Genomic DNA, 15374 nt, shown 5'->3' on the forward strand with positions numbered 1-15374 from the left:
GCGCCAGCGTGGTGCTGCCGCTGGGTCAGCTTGCGTGTGCAGCGCGTCCCAGGCGTTGCAGGATCGCGGCCACCAGCGGTGCGATGGCCGACGGCGGGAATGGCGACACACTGCTGACGTTGATCTCGCACAGCACGTAGCGATCGGTGCCGTCTGCCGCCGTCTCACCGAGGATGAAGTCGCAGTCCCACAGCAGTGGCAGCCGATCGCGCGCGAGCCCCACGCGCTCGCCCAGAAGCGCAATCCAGGTCGATTCCAGTTGCGCTCGCAACCGCTGGAACTCGGGAAGTTCAGCCCCGTGGTACAGACGCGGCCCCGGCAGCGGCGCCTCGGGATGCAGCGCGTTCACGGCCTGGACGCCGAAGCCCGCCACGCGGTCCTCGACCAGATAGGCCCGCACCATGCCTTCGGCCAGGCGCGGCTGCCAGGCCTGGTCGAGCATGTGGCCACCGGCCTGTGGCGTGAAGTACGGCGCCAGCGTCGCCTGCAGTCCCGCCAGGTCCATGCGCTGTGGCCTGCTGCCGCGCTGCGCATGCTGCACCGTCAGCGCGCCGTCGCCATGCTGCTCGACCCGCCACACGCCGATGCCGCTGTGCCCACGGTGTTGCTTGAGTACGCGCGGCCCCTGCCGCAGGCGCTGCGGCAGCTCGCGCGCCAGCTGCGCCTGGCTGTCGATGCGGTGCACGTCGCTGCCAAAGGGCAGATCGCGGGTTTCGAACAACACATCCTTGGTGCCCAGGCGTTGGATGGCATCGGGGTGCGCGCTGACGAGTACGCCTGCTTGCGCCACCTCCCGCAGCAGCGTGTCGAGCCGGTGGCGGCGCCGGCCGTCCTCGATCGGGTTGCACCACGCCAGCACGGCCTGCACGCCGAGCAGTTGGGCGGTCACCTCCTCGGCAAAGTCATCGTGGTAAATGGCGGGCACGGCGTTCACGCCAGCAACAGCCAGGGCCTGGAACAGCGCTGCAAAACGACTCGCCGCAGGGTCGGCCAGGGCGCGCGCGGCCCGGTCACCCGGGTACAGCAGCGCGACCCTCGGCCTGGCGGGCGCGGTCATGGAGCGCGGATGGCGTTCAGCCGCTTCACCGCTCCGCCGTAGTTGTTCTGGTGGTGACTGGCGAGCAGGCCGGGTGACAAGCCGTGCAGCGCCGCAGGGTCGAATGGAAGGTCTTGCAGACGTGCGTCCATGGAAACTCCTTCAGGTGAACAGGGGGCCGAGCCAACGCACCGCCAGCCCGGCGGCCGCGCAGGCGGCGAGCAGCGGCAGCACGCCCACCTTGAAGCGGAACAGCGCCACCGCCGCCCCGGCGCAGATCAGCGCCGACGCCACATCAAAGGGGCCGCTGAAGCCCTGCGGCCAGAACACGTGGTAGGCGAAGAACATCGCCAGGTTCAGGATCACGCCGACCACCGCCGCCGTGATGGCCGACAGCGGGGCCGTGAACCCCAGCTTGCCGTGCGTGGCCTCGACCACCGGCCCGCCGGCCAGGATGAAGACGAAGGACGGCAGAAAGGTGAAGAACGTGACCACCGTGGCGGCCAGCGCACCGCCGAGGAACAGCGCCTCAGGGCCCAGCGCCTGCTTCAGCCAGCCACCGACGAAACCGACGAAGGCCACCACCATGATCAGCGGGCCTGGCGTTGTCTCGCCCAAGGCCAGGCCATCGATCATCTGCGGGCCGCTGAGCCATTGGTGGGTCTCCACCGCCCCCTGGTACACGTAGGGCAGCACCGCGTAGGCACCGCCGAAGGTCAGCAGCGCCGCCTTGGTGAAAAACCAGCCCATCTGCGTCAGCGTGCCGTGCACGCCGTTGGTCGCGACCAGCACCCCCATCGCGAGCAGCCACAAGGCGAGGCCCACCGCCAGCACACTGGCCAAGTGGCGGCGCGAGAAGCGCGCGTGGGGCGGCGTCGGCGTGTGGTCGTCGATCAGCGCCGGCCCGTAGGCCGCCTTGGCGCTGCCATGACCGCCACCGAGTGCGAACACCTGCGGCCAGCGGCGCGCGCCGAAATGGCCGATCAGGCCCGCCCCCAACACGATGGCGGGGAACGGCGTGTCGAACGCGAAGATGGCGATGAACGAGGCCGCCGCAATGCCCCACATCCAGCGGTTCTTCAACGCCCGCGTGCCGATGCGGTGGGCAGCGTGCAGCACCAGCGCCGTCACGGCCGGCTTGAGGCCGAAGAAGATGCCGGCCACCAGCGGCACATCGCCGAAGCGCAGGTAGATCCAGCTCAGCGCGATGAGGATGAACAGCGAGGGCAGCACGAACAGCGCACCGGCGACGATGCCGCCCCAGCTGCGGTGCATCAGCCAGCCGATGTAGGTGGCGAGCTGCTGCGCCTCCGGCCCGGGCAGCAGCATGCAGTAGTTCAGCGCATGCAGAAAGCGCTGCTCGCTGATCCAGCGGCGACGCTCGACCAGCTCGGTGTGCATGATCGCGATCTGCCCGGCCGGGCCACCGAAGCTGATGAAGCCGAGCTTGAGCCAGAAGCGCAGCGCCTCGTAGAAGCCCACGGGAGCGGGTGCCTCATGGGGCGGTGAGAGCACGCCGGCCGCTGTGGGGTCGCTGCTGGTCATGGAGGAGTTCCAGGTACGGCGTGCAGCGCGTCGAATACTGCGGCAGCCGCCAGGGTGAGTTGGTCGTCGTCGGCATGGACGGCGCGCAGCCCGGCCATCACGGCCTCCAGCCCCGCCGCCTCGGGCACCGGGATGCCACCGATATCCAGGAAATGCACCACACGTGCGATGCGCTGCAGTCGAGGGTCCGCGTCCAACCCGAAGCTGGCCGCCAGCACCTCGAAGCTGACGCGCGCGCCGACGTGCGTGAAGCGCGCGCCGTCGTAGTCGAAGCCCAGCGCGCCGCGCGGCGCCGGCGTCGCGCCTGCGGGGTCGGCCAGCCAGACGAATCGCGCCTGCGCATCGATGAAACGGCGGATCAGCCAGGCGCAGGCCAGGCGGTCGACCCAGGGCCGCGCGCGTGTGGCCCAGCGCTTGCCCTGGAACTTGCGCACGTCCAGGCGCGGGATGCCGTGCAGCGCCCGGGCCACCGGCTCACCGCGCGAGAAGCGCGCATCCAGCGCCTGGCGCAGCGCGTCGAGTTCGGCCTGTGCCTGCTCCGCCGCGGCACCCGGGTAGTAGTCGATGCGCCGCACGGCCTGCAGTGATTCGGCCGCGATGCGCCAGCGTCGACGCGCCTCGGTCTCTTCAAGCGCGGGCAGCGCAGCGACGAGCGACTGCACCCCATCGCGCCACTGGCCGTAGGCCTCGGTGCGGTTGAACAGCGCCAGCACCTCTGCCTGCTGCGCTGCGTCGCTGGTGGACAGCTCGAACACGCTGGCGTGTCCGCCGTGGGAACGGACCTCGGCCACGAGGGGGTCGAACAGGCCGGCATGCGCTTGCGGCAAGACATAGACACCATCGCGCAGCGAGGCGCAGCCCATGGTCTTCAGCGCGCGCCAGACGCGCAGGCGCACCGCGTTCGGCTGCGTCGGAAGGGTGAGGAACAGCGTGCGCCACATGTGTGAATCATATGCTACTGGATATGAAATAGATGCCTCTAAGTTTTTCCTGTCACCTGGGCTTCATGCAGCCTTCCTAGACTGGCTTGACGATGGCGAACTCTTGAACCCGTGCTGACGCTCCGCATTCTTGCGATCACCCTCTGCCTGGCGCTGCTGAGCGCGTGCTCGCCCAGCCATCTGCTGCTGCAGCGCGCGGCGGACGAACTGGCGTCGCAGGGCCAGTCGCCCGAGGACGATCTGGTGCTGGCGCGCGAGGCCAGCGCCTTCTACCTCAAATTGTCCGAATCGCTGCTGCGCCGCACGCCGGAACACGTGGCGCTGGCCGAGGCCGTGGCCGGGGGCTTCACGCAGTACGCCTATGCCTTCGTGGCGTTCGATGCCGACCGGCTGGAGACGCGTGACGCAGCCGGTGCGCAGCGCCTGCGCCAGCGCGCGGCGCGCTTGTACCTGCGTGCCCATCGGCATGCGATGGCCGCACTGGAGCAGCGCCACCCCGGCTTTGCCCAGCGCCTGGCCAGCGGTGCGGCGCAACTGGACGCAGACCAGGTGGGCATCGCCTACTGGGCCGCCGCATCGTGGGGCGCGTGGATCGCCTTGTCCAAGGACCAGCCCGAAGCGGTGGCCGATCTGCCGCTGGCCGTGCGGCTGGCGCGGCTGGCCTGGGCACGGGAGCCAGCCCACGGTGCGGGTGCGCTGGCCAGCCTCGTTGCCACCTTCGAGGCATCGCGCCCGGGTGGCAGCCGGGCCGAGGCCGAGCGCCTGTTCGCGCAGGCCGAGCAGCTGGGCGCCGGCCGCAACGCCGGCGTGTTCGTGGCGCGCGCGGAGGCGCTTGCGCTCGACGACCGCACCGCGTTCGAGCAGCTGTTGCGAAAGGCCCTGCAAGCCGCCGCTGCACAGCCCGACCTGGCCAACCAGGTCATGCGCGAGCGCGCGCAGTGGCTGCTCGACACCGCCGACGATCGATTCTGAAATGACGTGGCCCACGTTCACCCGCTCGCGCGCGGTGGGTCGCACCGCACCATGAATGACTGACATGCCTCTCACCCACACGCCCGCCCATCCCCTGCGCCGCCGTCTCGGCATGGCGCTTCTGCTCAGCCCGCTGGGCCTCGCCGGCACGGCGCACGCCCAGCCCACGCCCCAGCTGCGCATCGGCTCGCTCGTGCCGCGCAACTCGCTCTACCACCAGCAACTGCTGGCGCTGGGCGAGGCCTGGCGGGCCGCGCAGGGCGGGCAGGGCCGCTTTGTCGTCTTCACCGACGGCAGCCAGGGCGGCGAGGCCGAGCTGGCGCGGCGCATGCGCATCGGGCAGTTGCAGGGCGCGCTGATGTCGGTGGTGGGCCTGCGCGAGATCGAGCCCAGCATCGCCGCGTTGCAAAGTCTGCCGCTGCTGTTCCGCGACTGGGACGAGGTCGACTACGTGCGCGAGAAGATGCGCTCAGGCATGGAGCAGCGCTTTCTCGCACGCGGCTTCGTCGTGCTGGGCTGGGGCGATGCCGGCTGGGTGCGCTTCTTCTCCAAGGAGCCGGCCGTGCGGCCCGAGGACTACAAGCGCATGAAATTCTTCGCCTGGGGATCGGAGCCCGAGCAGCAGGCCATCATGAAAAGCCTGGGCTACACGCCGGTGCCGCTGGAGACGGCGGACGTGCTGCCCTCGCTGCAGACCGGCATGATCAGCGTCGTGCCGTCCACGCCGTACTTCGCGCTGGCCAGCCAGGTCCACAACACCGCCCCGCACATGCTGAACATCAACTGGGCGCCCATCGTCGGCGCGCTGGTGGTGACCAAAAAGGCCTGGGACGAGATGGCCCCGGCTACGCAACAAGCGCTGCGCACGGCCGGCGAGAAGGCCGGCCAGCAGATGCGCACCCAGGCCCGGCTGGAGGTGGACGAAGCCGTGGCCGCGATGACCAAGCGCGGCCTCACCGTGCACACCCCCAACGCCGAGCAGATGCGCGAATGGAACGCGCTGGCCGAATCGCTGTACCCGCGCATCCGCGGCAGCATGGTGCCGGCCGAGACCTTCGACGAAGTGTTCGTGCACCTCAAAGCCTTCCGCACCGCGCGCGGCAAGTGAGCGTGCCCGCAGCACCCGGCGAAGCGGCCCGGCCGAACCGTCAGCTCCGGCTCGCCCCACGCAGCTTGCTGGCCCCGCTGGACCAGGCGCCTGCCGTGCTGGCGCTGGCGCTGATGGTGCTGGTGCCGCTGGCAGAGATCGCGCTGCGCCCGCTGGGCGGGCGCGGCATCGACAACGCATCCGGCGTGGTGCAGCACCTCGGCCTGGTGGTCGCCATGTTCGGCGCGCTGGCTGCCGCGCGCCTGGGCCACCTGACCAGCCTGGGCGGCAGCCTGAACGGCATTGGCAACGCCACCGCGCAGGCTGCGCTGCGGGCCATGGCCAGCGGTGGCGCGGCCGTGCTCTGCGGCATGCTGGCGCGCGCCGGCTGGCTGTTGGTCGATGCCGAACGCGTGGCCGGCCAGGTGGTGGCCTACGGCGTGCCCGTCTGGTGGGCGCAGGCCTGTTTGCCGCTGGGCTTTGCCCTGCTGGGCCTGCGGCTGGGCGCCCGCGTGGTGCCACCATCGACGCAGCGCGCTGGCGCTGCACTGGCCCTGCCGCTGGCCCGCATCGGCGCCGCGCTGGCCCTGCCGCTGGCCGGATGGTGGGCTGCAGGCCTGGCCGATGCCGTCGCCTTGCCGCTGGCGCCGGCGGTGGCCGTGCTGCTGGTGCTGCTGCTGGCCGGGGCGCCGGTGTTCGCCGTGCTGGGCGGCCTGGCGTTGGCGCTGTTCTGGAGCGAGGGGCTGCCGCTGGCGTCCATCGCGCTCTCGCACTACCAGATCACGGTCAACCCCTCGCTGCCGGCGCTGCCGCTGTTCACGCTGGCCGGCCTCATCTTTGCACGCACCGGGGCGGCGCAGCGACTGGGCGATCTGTTCGTCGTGCTGTTCGGCGGCGGCCCGCGCGGCACGGTGCTGGCGGCGGCGCTGCTGTGCTCGGCATTCACCGCGTTCACGGGCGGCAGCGGCGTCACGATTCTGGCGTTGGGCGGGCTGCTGCTGCCGCTGCTGCGCAAGTCCGGCTATCCGGAACAGCGCGGCATCGGCATGGTGACCAGCGCCAGCGCGCTGGGCGTTCTGCTGGCCCCCTCGGTGCCGTTGATCCTGTACGCGGTGCTGGCGCGCGTGCCGATCGAGACGATGTTCCTGGCCGGGCTGCTGCCGGCGCTGCTGATGGTCGCCTGCCTGCTGCTGCTGGGCGGCTACCTGCGCGTGGGCGACTCTGCTGCTGCCACCCCGGCGCTCGCCGTCGCCCCGCCAGTCTCTGCCGCCCTGCCCGTGCGTGGCCGCGTCGGCGCGGCGCTGTGGTCGGCCAAGTGGGAGATCGCGGCGCCTTTCGTCGCCATCGGCGCGCTGGTCAGCGGCCTGGCCACCCCCACCGAAAGCGCGGCGCTGACGGCCGCCTACGCCGTGGTCACGCAAGGCTGGGTGCACCGCGAACTGGGCGTGCGCCTGCTGACCCGCTGCCTGGCCGAATGCGCGCAGGTGATCGGCGGCGTGATGCTGATCCTGGGCATGGCGCTGGCGCTGACCAACTTCCTGGTCGACGCCGGCATCCCCGAGCAGGCGGTCGATTGGGTGCAGGCCGCCATCCCGAACAAGTACGTGTTCCTGTTGGCGCTGTGCGCCTTCCTGTTCGTGGCCGCCGCGCTGATGGAGATCTTCGCCGCGCTGGCGGTGCTGGTGCCGCTGCTGCTGCCGCTGGCGACAAGCTACGGGCTGGACCCGGTGCACTTCGGCATCATCTTCCTGGCGGCGATGGAGGCCGGCTTCCTCTGCCCGCCGGCCGGCATGAACATCTACTTCGCGTCTGCCATGTTCGGCAAGCCGATTCCGTACGTGGCGCGCTCGGTGCTGCCGGCCATGCTGGCGATCTTCGTCGGCACGCTGGTGATTGCGCTGTGGCCGGGGCTGTCGACCTGGTTGCCGGGCGTGCTGGGGGGAGGGCGCTGAGCGTGGTCGAGGGCGACTGTTCCCCTCCGATCAGGTAGTGAAGGGCGCGCCCCTGCCACCATCGCGCACGCGGCGTTCAACAGCCTAGGACGGCGAGCCGCTGCGGTGCCGTCCCTGTGCATCGCAATGGCCGGTCTCGCTGTTCGAGCAATCGAGGGCAGGGGCCACGGCCGGCCCCGCTGGCAGCGATGCATCGGGTGCATGGGCATCGGCCCACAGCAACGCCCGCATGTGGCTCCGTTCCGCTGCGGTGGGCCACGTCGGGTTATTTGGTGCGTCCGCTGGTGGTTGGTCCGCAGTGCGTGCCGGCACCAGACCAGCGCGCCCCTGCGCGTCGAAATGCACCAGGCTGTAGGTCTCGTTGACGACAGCGTCCGGCGTATCGTCTTTCAGGCGCACATACCAGTCCGCCACGCGCAAGGTCTGCCCGGCCATGGCCTGGAGCGTGGCCTCGCCGCTTGCGAGGGCAACGTACAAGGCGTGGGGGACCTGGTGCACACCGCTGCTGTCCTCCAGCAGGAAGACATACGAAGCGTGCGTAGCGTCCTGCGCGGTGGCGTCGCCGGTGCTTGCCTGCACCGTTCGGCCTGGTGCATCGGCCGCGCTGTACACCGGCGCAAAGCCACCACCGGGCGTGCGGAAGTTGGTGGTCTGCCCCTGGTACACGCGAGCGGCCACCCACTGCATGGCGCCGTCGTAGGCGTAGGCGCGAAGGTCGAACTTCATGGCTTTGGTAGCCCGCTCTGCCCCGGCCGCGTCCGGGTCGTCGATCACCCGTTCCCCTGGCGCGACGATGGCCTGGGCGACATAGTCCCCCGCCAAGATGTCTTGCCAGACCCGCTTCGTCAGCTTGTCTCCGCGATAGGCCGCGCGGCTGCCGAAGCCTGCGACCGGTTTGAAGAACAAGCTGCGGCGCTCGTCCCACAGGCGCTGTGCCTGCGCGGCGTCGACCACCTCGGTGCGAGGGACGTGCTCGAGCAGAATGTTCTGCGTGGGTGGCGGCACGCCCAGCGCTTGCAGCCGCGCCGCATCGCTGAACAGCGCCAGGTGCCGCTTGTCGGCGTACAGCGCATGGGCCTGCGGGTGCGGTGTGAGCACCACGGCGTGCTGCAGGTACGCTTCTCGCAGTGCGGCGCTGCCCGCATCGTCCAGGTAGAAGTCGGTCAAGCGGTTGTAGACCAGGTCGATGGCGAGATCGCCATGCCACAACACGCCGTCGCGCCACTCCAGCGCAGCCGGATCGGCGATGACCGCTCGCAGGCCATGTCGCTCGAACAGCTGCTGGAACAGCAGAAATTCAGGGTACAGATACTGATCCTGCGGTGCCACGTCGACGATGGCGATGGTGGCCAGTGGCCGTGCGCTTGCGGTCGGGTCAGCCGCCACGCGTGCCAGCTCCCATTCGTGCCGAAACATCGCAACGATCTGCCGCTCCAAGTCCACCACGCCGGCAAGCGTGGGCACCATGGAACGCACCGCAGCGCAGCAGGCATGCTGCGCGCGCGCCAGTACGGCGTTGAGCATGGCCCCGCCGGCGTTGGTGTTGATTTCGATCAGTCCGAGATGGCCCTCGCGCAGATGGAAGTCATAGCCGAAGAAGGCACCAAGCGGCCCCGGTGTGCCCAAGCTCGCGATCGGGGGTGCGGCGCCCAGCACCTGTTCCCGATAGGCCGGCAACGCCACCACCGATTCAACCGCCTGCATCACCTGCGCCATGCGACGCAACTGGGGCGCTGCCACGAACACCGGCAGCGCTGCGAACAGAAACGGACAGCGCTGCCGGAGCATGTCGGACAGGCCCGGCTTGCCCAGTCCCGAATCAAGGGCTTGCGCCAGTGCCTTCTCATCGAGGCTGAAACACAGACACGCGCTGTTGAGCAGGTCCATCGCGCTGCGTGATGGCCCGGGCGGCTGGGGTGGCGGGCTGGTGGTCACGGCTTGTGGATGTTCATGGGATGGGACGGAGTGAGTCGGGCCATGGGCCGTTGTCGGGCAGAAATGCGCGTCGTCGCGTGCAGCAGCGCAAGGATGACATGCGCCTGCAGCCGTAGTATGCAGGCTGGCATATGGGCGCCGTGGTCAGCGTGTTGCTGGGCGCAGGGCAAGGTTGTTGCGTTGGCGGTCGATGCCTGCGAAGTGGTGCAAGTCTTCGTGGCACTGGTCGAAGGCTAGGCCGTCCAGCGGATACCCCCGCATCGGGCACTGGCAATGGGCGCCGTCTGTGGACATTGCCACAGTGGCAACGTGGACGATGCACACTCTGGCTAAACTCAAACCCCCGAACCTTGCGAACGACTGCCCCCGTCTTCCTGTGAAGCAACTCCGCATCTGGCTGCTGATCCTGCTGTGCGCGCTCCTCCCGCTGCGCAGTGTGATGGCGGCTGCCATGCTGTGCCCGCCTGGCAGCCAGGGCGCGCCCGATGCTCAGATGGTGGTGGTGTCGCAAGCGCCAGCAGGGCACGGGCACGAAGACCATGCGTCAGCGCATGCGCATGACCATGATGACCATGCGGCAGCAGGCGCGCCGCTGGCCGTGCACGACCATGCCGATCCCTCCTCGGCCCAGGACAAATGCACCATGTGCGCGGCCTTCTGCTCGCTCACGCCGGCACCGCTCGGCCATGTCATCGCCATGGCGCCCGCCGACATGGCGACAGCGCCCACGCCATCCCTCAGTGCCCAGCCGCCCAGCTTCGTGCCGGGCGGGCTGGAGCGTCCACCACGAAGCATCTGAACCCGCAAGGCCTCCGATAGAGGCCTGATGGCGCTTGCGCATGTACTGCGCAGGCATGTGCCGGCCTGACTGTCGGCGTTCAAGAGTGTCTTTGACCCATGAAAAACTTTCTTCCGTGGCTCGCGCCTACCGTGGTGCTGAGCCTGCCGCTGGGCGCGTTCGCCCAGCAGCCCCCTGATGCGCAGCCGGGCAACCCGTCGCCCGCGCTGTCCTACCAGTCGGCGTTTGCCGACTACAAGCCGTGGGCCGAGATCAAGGTGGGCGACTGGCGCCAATTGAACGACGACCTGGGCAAGCCGGCCGGTCAATCCCATCCCGTCGACGGTTCTGCCGGTGCCTCGAATGCGCAGGGCCACCCGCCTGGTCACGCGATGCCGATGCCGACGATGAAAGGCCACCAGGGCCACCAAGGTCACCAAGGCCACCAGATGCCGGGAGCCAAGCCATGATGCGTCTCAGCGTGGCCGCGAGCGCTGTTCTCGTCTTGGCAGGGTGTGCTTCCTTTTCTCCCGACGGCGGCATGGGCCGCGTGGCCGAGCTGACCAAGGAGAGGACCGGCCAGCCCGTCGCCCTGCAGCGGACCGAGCAAGACGCGAGCGCGGCCCGCGCGCGCGTCGCCGAGATCCTGCAGCAGCCCCTGAGCGCCGACACCGCCGTGGAGCTGGCCTTGCTCAACAACCGCGGACTGCAGGGCAGTCTGCACCAGCTTGGCATCGCCGAGGCCAACCTGGTGCAGGCGGGCCGGCTTGCCAACCCCTTGCTGAGCTTCGGCAGGATGTCGGGCTCCGGCGTCGTCGAGATCGAGCGCGCGGTGATGTTCAACATCCTGAGCATCATCACCATGCCGAGAGCAACCCAGGTGCAGCAGCGCAACTTCGAGCAGGCGCAGCTACAGGCCGCTTACGAAGCCGTGGGCGTCGCGTCCGATGCGCGCCGCGCCTTCTTCGGCGCCGTCGCTGCGCAGGAGTTGGTGCGCTACTACGGCCAGGTCAAGGAAGCGGCCGATGCCTCCAACGAACTGGCCCGGCGCATGGTGCTGGCGGGCAATTTCAGCAAACTGGCGCAGATGCGCGAACAGGCGTTCTATGCGGATGCGACGGCAAGCCTGGCCCGTGCGCAGCAGCAGTCGCTGGCCGAGCGCGAGCGCCTGACCAGGCTGTTGGGTCTGTCCGGTGAGCAGCTGGGCTTCAAGCTGCCGGAGCGGCTGCCCGATTTGCCGAAGGCGCCCGCACAGCCGGTGGACGCCGAGCGGACTGCGCTGGAGAAGAGGCTGGACGTGATGATGGCCAAGCGTGCGGCGGCTTCAACCGCAAGTGCCTATGGGTTGACCCGCGCCACCCGCTTCATCAACGTGCTGGAGGTGGGCTACAAGAACAAGAGCGAGACCGGCAGCCCCAGGGCCAACGGCTTCGAGATCGAGCTGGAACTTCCCCTGTTCGATTTCGGCTCGGTGCGCACGAACCGGGCCGAAGCGGCCTACATGCAGGCCGTGAACCGCACGGCAGAAGTGGCCGTCAACGCCCAATCCGAGGTTCGCGAATCCTATGGCGCGTACCGCACGGCATTCGATCTGGCCCGGCACTACCGCGACGAGGTGGTGCCGCTGCGCAAGCGCATCTCCGAAGAAAACCTGCTGCGCTACAACGGCATGCTGATCAGCGTGTTCGAGCTGCTGGCCGACTCGCGCGAGCAGGTGCGCGGCGTGACGGACTATGTCCAGGCGCTGCGCGATTTCTGGGTCGCCGAATCCAATTTGCAGAGCGCGCTGACGGGCCGCTCACCCGGTGGCAGTGCCTTGGGTGCTGCGCCGCAGGCCACATCGCAAGCGGCCGCTGGCCACTGAAAGCAATCCACATGTCCAACCGCAGAAACTTCTTCAGGACGGCTGGTGCCGTCGCCCTGGGCGCCACGGCCGTGAGCCGCGTCGGTGCCGCATCGCTGCCCGAGGCCATCTACCAGACCTCGCCTGCCATGCAGCCCTTGCTGATGCCCAGCACGGGCCGGCCCTACAACCCCGTTGCCACGCTGAATGGCTGGAGCCTGCCCTGGCGCATGCACAACGGCGTCAAGGAATTCCATCTGGTGGCTGAGCCCGTCGTGCGTGAATTCGCGCCGGGCATGAAGGCCAACCTGTGGGGCTACAACGGCTCCAGCCCCGGCCCGACCATCGAGGCGGTGGAAGGCGACCGGGTGCGCATCTTCGTGACCAACAAGCTGCCCGAGCACACGACCGTGCACTGGCACGGCGTCATGCTGCCCAGCGGCATGGACGGGGTGGGCGGCCTCACGCAGCCGCACATCCCCGTGGGCAAAACGTTCGTCTACGAGTTCACGCTGCTGCGCGCCGGCACGCACATGTACCACCCGCATGCGGACGAGATGACGCAGATGGCCATGGGCATGATGGGCATGTTCATCATCCACCCCAAGGACCAGCGGCAGATGCGCGTCGACCGGGACTTCGTGTTCCTGCTGGCCTCCTACGACATCGAGCCCGGCGCCGCCACGCCCAAGACCGCCGAGATGCTGAACTTCAACATGTGGACCTGGAACAGCCGTGTGTTCCCGGGCATCGATTCGCTGGTGTGCCGCACGGGCGACCGCGTGCGCGTGCGGGTCGGCAACCTGACGATGACCAACCACCCGATCCACATGCACGGGCCGCACTTTTACGTGACCGGCACGGACGGCGGCTGGGTACCGCCTGCTGCCCGGTGGCCCGAGGTGACGACCGACATCGCGGTGGGCCAGATGCGCGCGTTCGAGTTCGACGCCGCAGCGGGTGACTGGGCCATCCACTGCCACAAGTCACACCACACCATGAACGCGATGGGGCATGACGTGCCCAACCTGATCGGCGTTGACCACAAGGGCGTGGCCGAGCGCATCACCAAGCTCGTGCCGGACTACATGGTCATGGGCGACAAGGGCATGGCCGGCATGGGCGCGATGGAGATGCCGTTGCCCGACAACACGCTGCCCATGATGACCGGCACCGGCCCGTTCGGCCCATTGGAGATGGGCGGCATGTTCAGCGTGGTGAAGGTGCGCGACGACGTGCGGCCTGGCGACTACAAAGAGCCCGCACCCTACAAGCACCCGGCCGGCACGGTGTCGTATGAGTTCAAGGGCGAAGTGCAGCAACCCGCTCGTGCACCTGCGCCCGCGGCAGACGCCAACACGCTCAATGTGCGCAAGCCTTCGGGCGCGCACTCAGGTCACTGAACCACTCCACATCGAAGGAACCACACCATGCCATTCGCTACAAAGAACGCAAGCAACAGCATCCTCGCTGCCATCGCCGCCCTCGGCGCGTTCGCCACGACCCCCCTGGCGTTTGCCCACGGTGAGGAGACCCACAGTGCGCGCAAGTTCGACGCGTCCAAGGTCGAGGCCATGCCCTTCGGCCAGGAAGGTGACCCGAAGAAGGCCGCGCGCACCATCACCGTGGACATGTCCGACGCCATGCGCTTCACGCCGGCGAGCATCACCGTCAAGCGCGGCGAGACCGTCAAGATCGTGTCCAGGAACAAGGGTCAGGTGCTGCACGAGATGGTGATCGGCACGCCAGAGGAACTCCGGAAACACGCCGAGGAGATGAAGAAGAACCCTGAGATGGAGCACGACGAGGCCTACATGGCCCACGTCAAACCCGGCCAGAGCGGCGCCATCGTGTGGCAGTTCACCCAGCCCGGCGAGTTCCAGTTCGCCTGCCTGCTGCCGGGGCATTTCGAGGCCGGCATGGTCGGCAAGGTGATCGTCAAATGAGGCGCCGCGACGTCACCCTCGCGATCACGGTCGGCCTTGCTGCGGTGGGGTCTTCGGCTCTCGCCGCCGGCGCAGCGCCGCAGATGGAGGTCTTCAAGAGTCCGACCTGCGGCTGCTGTGGCGCTTGGGTCGATCACTTGAAGGCCGCCGGCTTTGCCGTGAAGGTCACAGAGGTGCAGGACACTGCGGACGCGCGGCGCAGGTACGGCTTGCCGGACAAGTTCGGCAGTTGCCACACTGGCTTCGTCAACGGGTACGTGGTCGAAGGCCATGTGCCTGCCGCCGAGGTCAAACGTCTTCTCGCCATGAAGCCCAATGCCATTGGACTGGCCGTACCGGACATGCCGGTCGGCTCGCCCGGGATGGAAATGGGCGAGGCCAAAGAGCCTTACGACGTTCTGCTCGTCGACAAGCGCGGGCGCGCAACGGTCTTCGCCCGCTATCCGAAATCTTGAAGGAAGCACACCATGAAGTTCTCTCACATCCTCGCCGTCGCAGCTTTGGCCACCACGCTCGGCGCTCAAGCCCAAACCACACCGGCACCGGCACCGGCGAACGCCCCGATGGTGGACGGTGAGGTCCGAAAGATCGACAAGGAGCAGGGCAAGATCTCCCTGCGCCATGGGCCGATCCCGAACCTCGACATGGGCAGCATGAGCATGGTCTTTCGCGTGTCGGATCCCAAGATGCTGGACACCGTGAAAGACGGCGACAAGGTGAAGTTCACGGCCGACAAGGTCAACGGTGCCTTCACGGTGACGTCGATCCAGGTCGCCAACTGATGCCGCACCGGCGTGGGCCAGGGCGCGGTGGCGGTGCGTCCTGAGGGGCTGACGCGACTAGACTCACTGCGTCCATGCGCACACGCTCGTTCCACCGCCTGACCACCACGTTCTGCTTGGTGCTGTCGCTGCTGTTCTCACTGCTGGCGTTGGCGAACTACGTCTGCCCCACGCAGCAGGACGCTGCGGGGATGGCCGAGATGATGGCCTCAGGCGCACCCTGTGAGGGCATGGACACGGAACAGCCGACCCTGTGCGCGCAGTTCTCTGCCGGTGCGCCGCAGTCGCTCGACGGTGTGAAGGCGCCGACGATGGCGGACCCGTTGCTCGCGCAGCTGTTCGTGCTGCCCTTCAAGCTGCAGGCCGGGGAGCCGCAGGCCATTCCCAGCACCGCCATGCCGCAGGCGCGGCCGCCGCCGGGCCCCGTTTTCCTCGCGACTTTGCGACTCCGCGTCTGAACCGCTCCGTCGACTGACAGGCGCCGGTGCGGCACGTCCGCATCCGGCCGTTGTGCCGAACGTCTACGGAGTTTTGATGCCCATTCACTTGTCTGCGCG

At 68.6% G+C, this 15374-nt stretch carries 16 protein-coding genes; 11 read left to right on the forward strand and 5 right to left on the reverse strand.

What is annotated here, in order from left to right; all coding sequences use genetic code 11:
- Positions 1 to 25: 25 nt before the first annotated feature.
- The 4 genes from AC099J_RS29265 to AC099J_RS29280 are packed head-to-tail and all read right to left on the reverse strand — an operon-like array spanning position 26 to position 3522.
- A complete protein-coding gene (locus AC099J_RS29265) occupies positions 26 to 1057 on the reverse strand; it encodes a Cj0069 family protein (RefSeq protein WP_479618840.1) in 1032 nt (343 codons plus the stop codon).
- Positions 1054 to 1188 (reverse strand): hypothetical protein, encoded by a 135-nt coding sequence (locus AC099J_RS29270; RefSeq protein ID WP_479618841.1) that lies wholly within the window; start codon positions 1186 to 1188, stop codon positions 1054 to 1056. The genes AC099J_RS29265 and AC099J_RS29270 overlap by 4 nt, the downstream gene beginning before the upstream one ends.
- Positions 1189 to 1198: 10 nt before the next feature.
- On the reverse strand, positions 1199 to 2581 hold the full coding sequence (gene chrA, locus AC099J_RS29275) for a chromate efflux transporter (protein WP_479618842.1): 1383 nt from the start codon (positions 2579 to 2581) through the stop codon (positions 1199 to 1201).
- Positions 2578 to 3522, reverse strand: a complete 945-nt coding sequence (locus AC099J_RS29280) for a chromate resistance protein ChrB domain-containing protein (protein ID WP_479618843.1) — start codon at positions 3520 to 3522, stop codon at positions 2578 to 2580. The genes chrA and AC099J_RS29280 overlap by 4 nt, the downstream gene beginning before the upstream one ends.
- A gap of 111 nt (positions 3523 to 3633) precedes the next feature.
- On the opposite strand from AC099J_RS29280, the gene AC099J_RS29285 reads away from it, so the two are divergent.
- The 3 genes from AC099J_RS29285 to AC099J_RS29295 all read left to right on the forward strand — a co-directional run bounded on the left by AC099J_RS29285 (position 3634) and on the right by AC099J_RS29295 (position 7533).
- A complete protein-coding gene (locus AC099J_RS29285) occupies positions 3634 to 4494 on the forward strand; it encodes a TRAP transporter TatT component family protein (RefSeq protein WP_479618844.1) in 861 nt (286 codons plus the stop codon).
- A gap of 64 nt (positions 4495 to 4558) precedes the next feature.
- Complete coding sequence (locus tag AC099J_RS29290; RefSeq protein ID WP_479618845.1) at positions 4559 to 5602, forward strand: TRAP transporter substrate-binding protein; 1044 nt, start codon at positions 4559 to 4561, stop codon at positions 5600 to 5602.
- Positions 5603 to 5604: 2 nt separating this feature from the next.
- Complete coding sequence (locus AC099J_RS29295) at positions 5605 to 7533, forward strand: TRAP transporter large permease (protein WP_479618846.1); 1929 nt, start codon at positions 5605 to 5607, stop codon at positions 7531 to 7533.
- A gap of 84 nt (positions 7534 to 7617) precedes the next feature.
- Here the strand turns inward: AC099J_RS29295 and AC099J_RS29300 are convergent, their stop codons facing one another.
- The gene (locus tag AC099J_RS29300; protein WP_479618847.1) at positions 7618 to 9468 is read right to left on the reverse strand and encodes a hypothetical protein; all 1851 of its coding nucleotides are present in this window, start codon (positions 9466 to 9468) and stop codon (positions 7618 to 7620) included.
- Positions 9469 to 9844: 376 nt separating this feature from the next.
- Here AC099J_RS29300 and AC099J_RS29305 point away from each other — a divergent pair, with 376 nt between their 5' ends.
- The 8 genes from AC099J_RS29305 (at position 9845) to AC099J_RS29340 (ending at position 15275) form a co-directional block, all read left to right on the forward strand.
- Positions 9845 to 10267, forward strand: a complete 423-nt coding sequence (locus tag AC099J_RS29305; RefSeq protein ID WP_479618848.1) for a hypothetical protein — start codon at positions 9845 to 9847, stop codon at positions 10265 to 10267.
- A gap of 98 nt (positions 10268 to 10365) precedes the next feature.
- Complete coding sequence (locus AC099J_RS29310) at positions 10366 to 10716, forward strand: hypothetical protein (protein ID WP_479618849.1); 351 nt, start codon at positions 10366 to 10368, stop codon at positions 10714 to 10716.
- A complete protein-coding gene (locus AC099J_RS29315; protein ID WP_479618850.1) occupies positions 10713 to 12110 on the forward strand; it encodes a TolC family protein in 1398 nt (465 codons plus the stop codon). The genes AC099J_RS29310 and AC099J_RS29315 overlap by 4 nt, the downstream gene beginning before the upstream one ends.
- An 11-nt stretch (positions 12111 to 12121) precedes the next feature.
- Positions 12122 to 13492, forward strand: a complete 1371-nt coding sequence (locus AC099J_RS29320) for a multicopper oxidase family protein (protein ID WP_479618851.1) — start codon at positions 12122 to 12124, stop codon at positions 13490 to 13492.
- 27 nt (positions 13493 to 13519) lie between these two features.
- On the forward strand, positions 13520 to 14035 hold the full coding sequence (locus AC099J_RS29325) for a cupredoxin domain-containing protein (protein ID WP_479618852.1): 516 nt from the start codon (positions 13520 to 13522) through the stop codon (positions 14033 to 14035).
- Entirely contained in the window at positions 14032 to 14490 is a 459-nt protein-coding gene (locus tag AC099J_RS29330) for a DUF411 domain-containing protein (RefSeq protein WP_479618853.1), read from the forward strand. The genes AC099J_RS29325 and AC099J_RS29330 overlap by 4 nt, the downstream gene beginning before the upstream one ends.
- A gap of 12 nt (positions 14491 to 14502) precedes the next feature.
- Complete coding sequence (locus AC099J_RS29335) at positions 14503 to 14817, forward strand: copper-binding protein (RefSeq protein ID WP_479618854.1); 315 nt, start codon at positions 14503 to 14505, stop codon at positions 14815 to 14817.
- Between the two features lie 74 nt (positions 14818 to 14891).
- The gene (locus AC099J_RS29340) at positions 14892 to 15275 is read left to right on the forward strand and encodes a hypothetical protein (RefSeq protein ID WP_479618855.1); all 384 of its coding nucleotides are present in this window, start codon (positions 14892 to 14894) and stop codon (positions 15273 to 15275) included.
- Positions 15276 to 15374: the final 99 nt, after the last annotated feature.

This window comes from Rhodoferax sp. RT4P68, from assembly GCF_056521305.1.